This is a genomic window from Nonomuraea antimicrobica (assembly GCF_039536965.1).
In the GTDB taxonomy this organism is placed as follows: Bacteria; Actinomycetota; Actinomycetes; order Streptosporangiales; family Streptosporangiaceae; genus Nonomuraea; species Nonomuraea antimicrobica.
The window spans coordinates 21,012-31,609 of sequence record NZ_BAAAZP010000085.1 but is presented as its reverse complement, the minus strand read 5'-3'; the positions used below and the strand labels follow the sequence as shown (position 1 = coordinate 31,609).

Genomic DNA, 10,598 nt, shown 5'->3' with positions numbered 1-10,598 from the left:
CGGCGGGCAGCAGACCGGCGAGGTGGTGCGGGGCGTCGGGGCCGGCGGTCATCGCCTCGAACGCGGCCGTGTAGTACGCCCCCATCCGGGCCACCTGCCACGGCTCGAACAGATGGGCGTGGTAGTGCAGGCTCAGGCGCACCTCGTCGCTGACGAAGTGCCGGGAGAACTCGGCGCGCAGCACGAACTCCGTCTCCGAGTTGGCCCGCACGTCGAGCAGCGCGAACCCCTCACGCGCCTCCAGCTCCTTGAGCAGGTAGAAGTGCGTGAAGTTGAAGGCCGTCTCGAACAGCGGGTCCTGCGTCCCCAGGTCCTGCTTGGCCTGCGCCATCGGGTAGCGCCGCGCCGGCAGCAGCTCCGTCTCCGAGCGGTAGACCTGGCGTACGAGGTCGGCCCATGACCCGGCGGCCAGGCGGGCACGGAAGGGCACGGTGTTCAGGAACAGCCCGATGGCCTCGGTGGCGCCCTCGGTCTCCGGCCGTCCGCTGTGCTCGTAGCCGGTCATGACGTCGCTCTCGCCGCTGACCAGCGAGAGCACTTTGACGTGCGCGGCCAGCGCGACGTTCTTGACCGGCACCGCCAGCCTGTCGGCCAGCGCCACGATCCGGTCCGACAGCCCGGCGGGGAACTCCACCTCGTGGAACACCACGGGGAACACGTCGGGCTCCGCCGCGTTCCTCGTCCTCGGCAGCTCCGTGAAGGCGGCGCCCTCCAGCACCCCCGCCCAGTACGCCCGGTGCCCCGGGTCGGCGAGCGAGCGCCGCTCCAGCGCCACATAGTCGCGGGCGTGGTTGCCCGTCGGGGCGTCGGGCAGCTCCCGCCCCTCCAGCAGCCGGTGGTAGAGGTCGAACAGCGTGGTGTGCACCAGCGTGATGCTCCAGCCGTCGAGCGCCGAGTTGTGCTGGCTGAGCGTGTACCTGAACAGGTCGTCGGCCAGCACGTGCACGTGCAGCCGCACCAGGCCGGGCTCGGTCCACACGAAGCGGTGCGCCTTCTCCCGCTCGGCCCAGTCGCGGAACCGCGCGTCCTGCTCCTCCTCGGTCAGCCCGCGCAGGTCGGCGATCGACAGCGGGCTCGGCGCGTCCCGGTGCACGAGCTGCAGGTACTCGCTGTAGCCGGTGAGGTGGTAGCTGGTGCGGAAGATCGGATTGCGGGCGACGAGGATCCGCACCGCCTGCTCGAAGCGTCCGGCGTCGAACGCGCTCTGGATCGTGTAGCTGAGGATGTCGTGGTACTCGACCGTCGCGTGCGACAGCTCGCTCTGGAAGACCAGACCGGCCTGGAGCTGCGTCATCGGGTACGCGTCCGCGACCCCGTCCGGGATCTTCCCCCGGTCCTGCGGCGTGAGCAGCTCGAACGGTCCGAGCGCCCGGTCCGCGCCGCCCGGGGCGTCGGAGGCGACCGCCGCCAGCCCGGCGACGGTAGGGTGCTCGAAGAGCTGCCTGAACGTGAAGTCCAGGCCACGGGCACGGGCCTGGGCCAGCACGGTGACGAAGCGGATCGAGTCGCCGCCGAGCGCGAAGAAGTTGTCGAGCACCCCGACCCGCTCGCGGCCGAGCACCTCGGCCCAGACCTCGGCCAGGTCCGACTCCCGCGGCGTGCGCGGGGCCACGTACTCGGCCTGCTCGACCGGCTCGGGCAGCGCCCTGCGGTCCAGCTTGCCGTTCGGCGTGAGCGGCCAGCGCTCCAGGGTCACCAGCCGCGCGGGCACCATGTACTCCGGCAGCGCGCGCCGCAGGTGGTCGCGCAGCCCGTCCTCAGGGACCGGCGCCGGCGACAGGACATAACCGCACAGGTACGCCTGCCCGTCCCGCTCCGAGCGGACCACGACGACGGCGTCCCGCACCGAGGCGTGCTCCCGCAGCCGCTCCTCGATCTCGCCCGGCTCGATGCGGTACCCGCGCACCTTGACCTGGTGGTCCATCCGGCCCAGGTACTCGATGGAGCCGTCGGGCAGCCGCCGGGCCCGGTCGCCCGTACGGTAGACGCGCTCCTCGCCCGCGTGCGGGGCGGCGGTGAACCGCTCGGCGGTCAGCTCGGGGCGGCCGAGATAGCCCCTGGCGAGCTGGACCCCGGCGATGCACAGCTCACCCGGCACCCCGGTCGGCTGCGGGCGCAGGTTGGCGTCGAGCACGTGCACGCGGGTGTTGGCGACCGGCAGGCCGATCGGCACCCGGGTCTCGTCGCCCCGGCACGGGTGGTGGGTGACGTCCACGGTGGCCTCGGTGGGGCCGTACAGGTTCACCAGCCGCGCCGCCGGGATCACCTCGCCGAACCGCCGGGCGTGCCGGGGGGACAGCGCCTCGCCGCTGGCGAACACCTGCCGCAGCGGCTCCGGCCCGTCCTGCGCGCCGGCCACGTGGTCGAGGAAGACGCCCAGCATCGGCGGCACGAAGTGCATCGTGGTCACGCCGTGCCGCCGGATCGCGGCGACCAGCGCCTGCGGATCCCGCTCCGCGCCCGGCTCGGGCAGGCACACCGCCGCGCCCGCGGACATGCCCCAGAACAGCTCCCACACCGAGACGTCGAAGGACGTGGGCGTCTTCTGCATGATCACGTCGGCGGCGGTGACCGGGTAGGCGTCCTGCATCCAGGCGATGCGGTTGACGACCGAGCGGTGCTCGACCTGCACGCCCTTGGGCTCGCCGGTCGAGCCCGAGGTGTAGATGACGTAGGCCAGGTCGCGGGCGTCGCCCAGGACGGGCGGCGGGCTCGTGTCCGGCGCGTACGCGGCCTCGTCCGTGAGGTCCAGCACCACCGCGGCCTCCCCTGCCAGACCGGCGAGGGGGGGCTGGGTGAGGACCAGGCGCGCGCCGCTGTCGCGCAGGAGGTGGGCGATGCGGCCGGGGGGATTGCCCGGGTCGATCGGCAGGTACGCCCCGCCCGCCCGCAACACGGCGTGCACGGCCGTGAACATCTCCGGCGAGCGCTCCGCCAGCACCGCCACCAGGTCGTCGCGGCCCACCCCGTGCGCGCGCAGCGTGTGCGCCAGGCGGTTGACCCGCGCGTCCAGCTCGGCGTACGTCAGGCGGAACCCGTCGCCCACCACGGCGACGGCGTCGGGGGTCGCGGCCACCCGGCGGGCCAGCAGCTCGTCCAGCCGCGCAGTGTCGTCGAAGGCGGCCCGCGTGGCGTTCGCCCTCTCGCTCAGCGCGCGGTCGTCGCCGGAGCGCAGGTCCAGGGCGGTCAGCTCGGCGTCGGGACGGGCGGCGGCCTGGCCGAGCAGCGCCGCGCAGTGGGTGAGCAGGCGTCGGGCACTGTCTGGGGAGTGGCTCTCGGCCCGGTGCCGCAGCCACAGGGCCAGCCCGTCTCCCCGGCGCAGGAACGCGAAGACGAACGGGAACCCCGGCCCACCCGCGGCGTCGTCCGGGGCGTCGTCCGGGGCGCCGTCCGTCGGGGGGACGACGAGCACGTCGGTGAAGGGAGAGCCGCCCTCGCCGGGTGCGCCGCCTGACTCGCGGGCGAGCAGCTCGACCGGGTAGTCCTGGTGCTCGACGGCGGCCCGCATCCGGCCGGCGACCTCGCCGAGCAGGCTGCGCAACGTGGTGCGGGAGTCGATCGGCAACCGCAGCGGCAGCGTCGCCGCCAGCGGCGGGGGACTGCCCGCGACCGGGACGGCGGGCACGGTCAGCACGACGTCCGCCCCGCCGGTCTCCGTATCGCCGGTCCCCGTATCGCCGGTCTCGGTGCCCCCCGCGTACCGCTGGAGCAGCGCGCCGACCGCGGCGACCAGCACCGCGTGCAGGGCGGCGTCCCGCCCCCGTGCCAGCTCCAGCAGCCGGTCCGCCAGGGCCAGGTCCAGGTCGAGCGTCACGGTCGCGCCGCCCCTGGGAGAGTCGTCCGCGAGCGGCCCGCCGTCGGCGGGGAAGCCGGAGCGCTCGGGCAGGGACGCCAGCTCGGCCCGCCAGAACGCGCCCTCGCGGGGCCGTTGTGCCGCCGCGACCTTGAGCCCGCCCAGGGTCTCGATGGATTGCATGATGCTTCCTCAGCCGGATCAGAAGTCGAAGTCGAACGCGAACGCGGACAGGTCTCGGGGGGCCGCCGCGACGGGCCGCAGCTCGCCCAGCGGCGTGCCGGGCGCCTCCAGCGCGGCGTCGAGCAGGGCGAGCAGCTCGTCGCGGAACAGCTCCACAGTGGGCCGCAGGAACAGCGCGGTGGCGTACGCCCAGCGGGCGGCGTAGCCGTCGGGCTCGGCCTCGATCTGCAGGTCGAGGTCGAAGATCGTGCGCCGGGTGAGGTCGGGACGCCAGCGGGGCCGCCCGCCCAGGAAGTCCACCTGCCCCAGCCCCGTGTCCTGCAGCGCGAAGAACGTGTCGAAGAGCGGATGCCTGCCGTGGTCATGCCGTTCGTGCCGCGCCACGAGGGCGTCGAAGGCGTGGTCCTGGTGGTCGACGGCGGCCATGGCGTGCCCGGCCACCGCCCGCAGGTGCGCCAGGAACGGCAGTCCGGCCGCCGGGCTCGTACGCAGGCAGAGCGTGTTCACGAACATCCCCTGCACCCGCTCCACGCCCGGCAGGTGCCGTCCGGACACCGCCGTGCCGACCGTCACGTCCTCGCTGCCGCTCACCCGCCCCAGAAAGGCCGTGTACGCGGCCAGCAGCACGTGGAACGGCGTCACCGCCTCGGCCCGGGCCAGCTCCCTGATCGCGCGGCTGCGCTCGGGCCCGAGCGGGAACACGACGTGGCCGCCCTCGGTCGTCCGCACGGCCGGCCGGGGCAGGTCGGCGGGCAGGTCGAGGGGCCGCGGCGGCAGGGAGAACGTCCGCGCCCAGAAGGCTTCCTGAGCCCGCGCCAGCTCCCGCCGGTCCGGCCCGTCGGCCCACCGCGCGTAGTCCCGGTAGCGCAGCTCCACCTCGGGCAGCCGGTCGCCCCTGGCCAGTGCCGCCCACTCGGTCATCAGCAGGGTCAGCGCGTGCCCGTCGGTGAGCAGGTGGTGGAGGTCCAGGACCAGCCGCGTGCCGGTGTCGTGCCGTACCAGCGCCGCCCGCCACAGGGGGGCGGCGGTCAGGTCGAACGGGCGGACCCAGCGTTCCGCCCACGCGTCGGGCTCCGCGCCGGGCGGCAGCTCCACCTCCTCGATCGTGACGTCCTGCCGCTCCAGGACCCGCTGGTACGGGCGGCCGTCCCCGTCCACGGGGAAGTCGGTGCGCAGGATCTCGTGCCGGGCGGCGAGCGCGGCCAGCGCGGACGTCAGCCGCCCGGCGTCCACCGGCTCGGGCAGATCGACGAGGACCGGCAGGTTGTACTGGGTGCCCGCCGGATCCTTGACCTGCTCGACGTAGACGCCCCGCTGCTGGGGAGACAGTGGCGTCCGCCCGGTGGCCAGGCCGGGCCGCGGCCACGCCCCGCGCGTACGGTCCGCGGCCCGCACGGTCTCGGCCAGCTCGCCGATCGTACGCGCGGACAGCACGGCCGACACGGGGCAGGCCACCCCGAAGCGGCGGCGTACGAGCGCGGACACGCGGATCGCGGTCAGCGAGGTGCCGCCCAGCTCGTCGAGCGGGTCGTCGACGCCGATGCCGGGCACGCCGAGCGCGTCCTCCCACAGCTCGGCCAGCGCGCGCTCCACCTCGTCCCGCGCCGCCCGCCCGCCGCCCGCGACCGGGGGGACGGGCAGGGCGGTCAGGTCCACCTTGCCGTTCGGGGTCAGCGGCAGCTCCGCCAGCACCACGACGTGGGCGGGCACCAGGTGCGCGGGCAGCAGGCGCCGGGACTCCGCACGGATCCGGTCCTCGGCCACGCCGGAGCCGGTGACGTAGGCGCACAGGTGGCTGTCGGGCACCCGGCGGTGCACCACCACCGCGCCGCTCACGCCCGGCACGCCCAGCAGCGCCGCCTCGACCTCGCCCGGCTCGACCCGGAAGCCGCGTACCTTGACCTGGCGGTCCTCCCGGCCGAGGAAGTCGAGCGAGCCGTCAGGCAGCAGGCGGGCCCGGTCGCCCGTGCGGTAGAGCCGCCGTCCAGGCAGGTGGGGGTGGGGGACGAAGCTGCGCCCGGTCAGCTCCGGGCGCTCGTGGTAGCCGGTCGCCATCCCGTCGCCGCCCACGTACAGGTCGCCGGGAACGCCCACCGGCAGCGGGTGGCGATCCTGGTTGAGCACGTACGCGCAGGAGTTGGGCACGGGCCGCCCGATGGGCACCCGCGCGCCGGGCGGCCCGGTGACGGGGTGGACGGTGGAGATGACCGCGTTCTCCGTCGGGCCGTAGGCGTTGACCAGCCGCAGGCCCGGGTTGGCCCGCAGCACGGCCCCGGCCTGCCTGGGGGAGAGCACGTCACCTCCGACGAGCAGGTCGCGCAGCGGCCGGAACACGGCCGGGTCCTCGTCGGCCAGCCGGCCGAACAGCGCGGAGGTGAACAGCGCCGTGGTGATGCCCGGCCCGGCCAGCGCCCGCCGCAGCTCCTCGGCGTCGAGGAAGGTCTCCTTGTCCAGCAGGTGCAGGGTGCCGCCGTTGACCAGCGCGCCCCAGATCTCCCAGACCGAGGCGTCGAAGCCGGTCGCGCCGACCTGCGCCATCCTGGTGGTGTCGTCGAGGCGGACGTAGCCCGCGCCGCGCACCAGGCGGACGACGCCGCGGTGCGGGATCATCACGCCCTTGGGCGGTCCCGTGGTGCCCGAGGTGTACATCAGGTACGCGGGCGCGGACGCGTCGCCCGGGGCCGGGGCCTCGGGCTCCGGCGCGGCCGACCAGTCCTGGGCGTCGAGGTCGATGACCCGCGTCCCGCCCGGCAGGTCCCCGAGGCCGGTGATCGCGCCGTCCCGTTCCCCCGAGGTGATCACCAGGCGTGCGCCGCTGTCGGCGAGGGTGAACGTGATCCGGTCCCGCCCGGTCGCGGGGTCGATCGGCAGGTAGCAGCCGCCCGCCCGCAGGACGGCCAGCGCCGCGACGACCAGCTCGGGGGTGCGCGGCAGCAGCAGCGCGACCGGCTCGCCCGGGGACAGGCCCGCCCGGCGTACCGCACCGGCCAGCACGGCGCCGCGGCGGTGCAGCTCGGCGTAGGTGAGCGTGGTGTCCGCGTGCACCACGGCCGGATGACCGGGCGCGCGCTCGGCGTGCTCGGCGACGAGCCGCTCGACGCGTGAGTCCTCCGGGTAGGGGACGGCGGTGTCGTTCCAGCGGTCGAGCTGGGCGTGTTCCGCGGGGGAGAGGGGGTCGAGGTCGCGGATCGCGCGGTCCCGCGGCAGGGCGAGCACGGCGGCGAGATGGCTCGCGTGCCGGGCGGCCAGGTCCGCGCTCCGCGCCGGGTCGTGCCGCAGCCGGAGCCCGTCCGCGCCCACGATGAGCACCAGCGCCCCGGGCGGGTCCCGATCCTCGTACGCCAGGACGGGCACGGGCTCGGGCCCCGGCTCGTACGGCTCGGCGGCGGCCAGCGCCCGCGCCACCGGCTCCGCCAGCTCGGCCAGCGTCCGCGCGGGGTCGACCGTGAACCGGACGACGTCGTCGGCGACGCGGAAGACGAGTTCCCGCCGCCCGGTGTGGTGGTAGAGCAGCGCACCCCACGCCGCCAGCGCCCGCGGCGCGCTCGTGCCGGGCGGGCACGCGACGGCGAAGGACCCGCCGGAGCGCCCCTGGTCACCGCCCGGTTCGGCGCTGGAGAGCCAGTCCAGCAGGCCCGTCGCCTCACTCATGGCCGAGCACCCGGGCCAGGCCGTTCACCGTCGGGTGCAGGTACAGCTCGCGCATCGGCGGCGCGGGCAGGCCGCGTTCGCGCATCGCGTACACCAGCCGGATCGCCAGCAGCGAGTTGCCGCCCAGCTCGAAGAAGTTGTCGTCGCCGCCGACCGGCACGCCGAGCAGCGACTCCCAGAGCGCGGTCAGCGTTCCCGTCAGGTCCTCGCCCGCGGCCGCCGGGGCGGGGGCGGGCTCGGGCAGGGAGCGGACGTCCAGCTTGCCGTTCACGGTGAGCGGCAGCGCGGGCAGGGCCGTGATCGTGGCGGGCAGCATGTGCTCGGGCAGCACCTTGGCGGCCCGCCGCCGCACCGCCGCGGGGTCGGCGCCCTGCGGGGTCACGTACGCGGCGAGCCGGGTCAGGGCCGCGTCGCCGGTCTCCCCGTCCCGCAGCACCACGGCGGCGGACGTCACCGACGGGTCGTCGAGCAGGACGTTGCGGACCTCGTCCAGCTCGATGCGGAAACCACGCACCTTGACCTGGGTGTCGAGCCGCCCCAGGTGCTCCAGCAGGCCGTCGGGCCGCAGGCGTCCCCCGTCGCCGCTGCGGTACATGCGGCCACCGGCGAACGGATCCGGCACGAAGCGCTGCTCCGTCAGCTCGGGCAGCCCCAGGTATCCCGTCGCCACTCCCGCGCCGCCGACGTAGATCTCGCCGGGGACGCCGCAGGGCGCCGGACGGCCGCGCTCGTCCAGGACGTACACGTGCCAGCCGGGCAGCGCGCGCCCCACCGACCTGGACCCGGCCAGCGCCTCCCGGCGCGTCACGGTCTGCGCGGTCACGTGGACGGTGGTCTCGGTGATGCCGTACATGTTGACCAGGCGGCAGTCCGGATACCGGTCGAACCACCCCGGCAGCGGGCGCACGTCGAGCGGCTCGCCACCGAAGATCACCAGCCTGACCGCGAGCCGCTCGGCCCGGCCCCGGTCGGCCTCCATGAGCTGGGCGAACGCCGACGGGGTCTGGTTGAGCACGGTGACCCGCTCGCGGGCCAGCAGGTCGCGGAACTCCTCAGGGGACCTGGAGATCCAGTACGGGACCACGACCAGCCGGGCGCCGGTGAGCAGCGCGCCCCAGATCTCCCAGACCGAGAAGTCGAAGGCGCTGGAGTGGAAGTTCGCCCACGTGTCGCCGGGCCCGAGACCGAAGTCGTTCTCGGTCTCGGTGCCGCCCGGGGTGCCGCCCGGGGTGTCGCCCGGGGTGTCGCCCGCGGTCGCCGACAGCAGGGCGACGACGTTGCGGTGCGGGACCACGACGCCCTTGGGCCGCCCGGTCGAGCCGGAGGTGTAGATCACGTACGCGGCGTCGCCGGAGCCGCCCACCTCCCCGGACGGGCCGTCGTCACCGTGGGCCGCGAGCCGCTCGGGGGTGACGACGGTCAGCCCGTCGCCGCGGGGGAATTTCCCGTCGGCGACCACGACGCGCAGGGCGGCGTCCCGGGCGGTGAACGTCAGCCGGTCGGCCGGATAGGCGGGGTCCATGGGCACGTAGGCCGCCCCCGCCTTGAGCACGGCGAGCATGGTGACCACCAGGTCGGGCGAGCGTTCCAGGCACACGCCCACCCGCTCGCCCGGCCGTACGCCGGCCGCGCGCAGGGCGGCGGCACCCCGGGTGGCGCGCTCGTCCAGCTCGGCGTAGGTGAGTGAGTGGTGCTCGCCGACGAGCGCGACGGCCTCGGGCCGGTCGGCGACCCGGGCGGCGAACACGTCCTCGATCCGTCTGTCGGTCCGCTCCCCGCGCGGGCTCAGCGGCCTGGCCGGGCGGCCGAGGCCGATCACGTGGCGGCGCTCCGGCTCGTCCAGCAGCTCGACGTCGCCGGGGACAAGGTCGTCGCCCGCGTCGGTCAACCGCTCGTACGCGCGGGCGAGGTGGCGGGCGAACCGCCGCGCGGACTCCTCGTCCACGTCCGCGAGCCGGTGGCGCACGTCGAGCAGGAGCCCGCCGTCCTCGGCGCGTCCGGGCACGAGCGTGAGCGGGAACGGAGCCGTCTGACAGGGGACGCGGTCACCGGCGGGCCCGTCGAGCTCCCCGGCCAGCAGCCCCACCAGCACCCGGCCGCCCGCCTCGGCGCAGAGGTCGGCGTACCGGCGGGCGTCGCACCATCCGCCGTCGCCGCCGATGATCCGGGCGCTCTCGGCCACCAGCTCGGCCACCGTGCTCGCGCCCGACAGGTCGAGCGCCAGCAGCACCCCGGCCTCGAACACCCCCAGCGCGCCCGCCGGCCGCCCGGGAACCCCGGTCAGCCCGGCGACCACCGGGCGCGGGCGGCCCTCGTAGCGCCCCAGCACCAGCCCGGCCGCCACCGCGACCTTGGCCACCACATCCGCCGACCCGTCCTCCGGAGCCGACCCGCCCAGCGCGACGGTCACGACACCCGTACGGTCACCCGCGCCGCTGTCCCCGGCGGCCCACTCGACGACTCCCGAGTAGTCCGCCTCCCGCCACCGCTTGACCGCCTCGTCGTCCACGACCACGCGCCCCGGCTCCTCCGGGCGGAACCGCTCGTACGGGGCCCGCTCGGTGAGCACGTCGGCCACCATCCGCAGCGACGCCGCGTCGAGCCGCGCCCGGTGCGCGACGAGCACGAGGTCGGCCGCGCCGTCCGCGTACCCCAGCAGCACGGCCCGCAGCCCCGCGCCCCCGGCGGCCACGGGACGGAACAGCTCGGCGTCGAGCCGCCGGTTCGCCGTCGCGGAGCCGGCCGGGGCGGGAACGCGTTCGGTCCACAGTCGCAAGGGCTCGCCCCACCAGGCCAGGGAGGCGGCCTCGAGGATCCGCGCCATCAGCACGGCGTCGCCGCCGCCGGGCAGCCGCGTCCGCCGGGCGTGGCAGTGCCCGGAGGCGGATGTCGACGGCCAGGCGTCAGCGGGCCTGCTGGTGCGGTACACGGGATGGTCTCCAGAGGGGTGAGTGGTCGGCGCGGCAGGGGG

General features: G+C 75.6%; 3 protein-coding genes. All 3 read right to left on the bottom strand.

What is annotated here, in order from left to right:
* Positions 1-3,976 (bottom strand): non-ribosomal peptide synthetase (locus ABD844_RS22405; RefSeq protein ID WP_344881073.1); only part of this gene is annotated, 3,976 nt, incomplete at its 3' end.
* A gap of 18 nt (positions 3,977-3,994) precedes the next feature.
* Positions 3,995-7,627, bottom strand: coding sequence for an amino acid adenylation domain-containing protein (locus tag ABD844_RS22400; protein WP_344881070.1), 3,633 nt, complete (start codon positions 7,625-7,627; stop codon positions 3,995-3,997).
* Positions 7,620-10,556 (bottom strand): amino acid adenylation domain-containing protein, encoded by a 2,937-nt coding sequence (locus ABD844_RS22395; protein WP_344881067.1) that lies wholly within the window; start codon positions 10,554-10,556, stop codon positions 7,620-7,622. The genes ABD844_RS22400 and ABD844_RS22395 overlap by 8 nt, the downstream gene beginning before the upstream one ends.
* Positions 10,557-10,598: the final 42 nt, after the last annotated feature.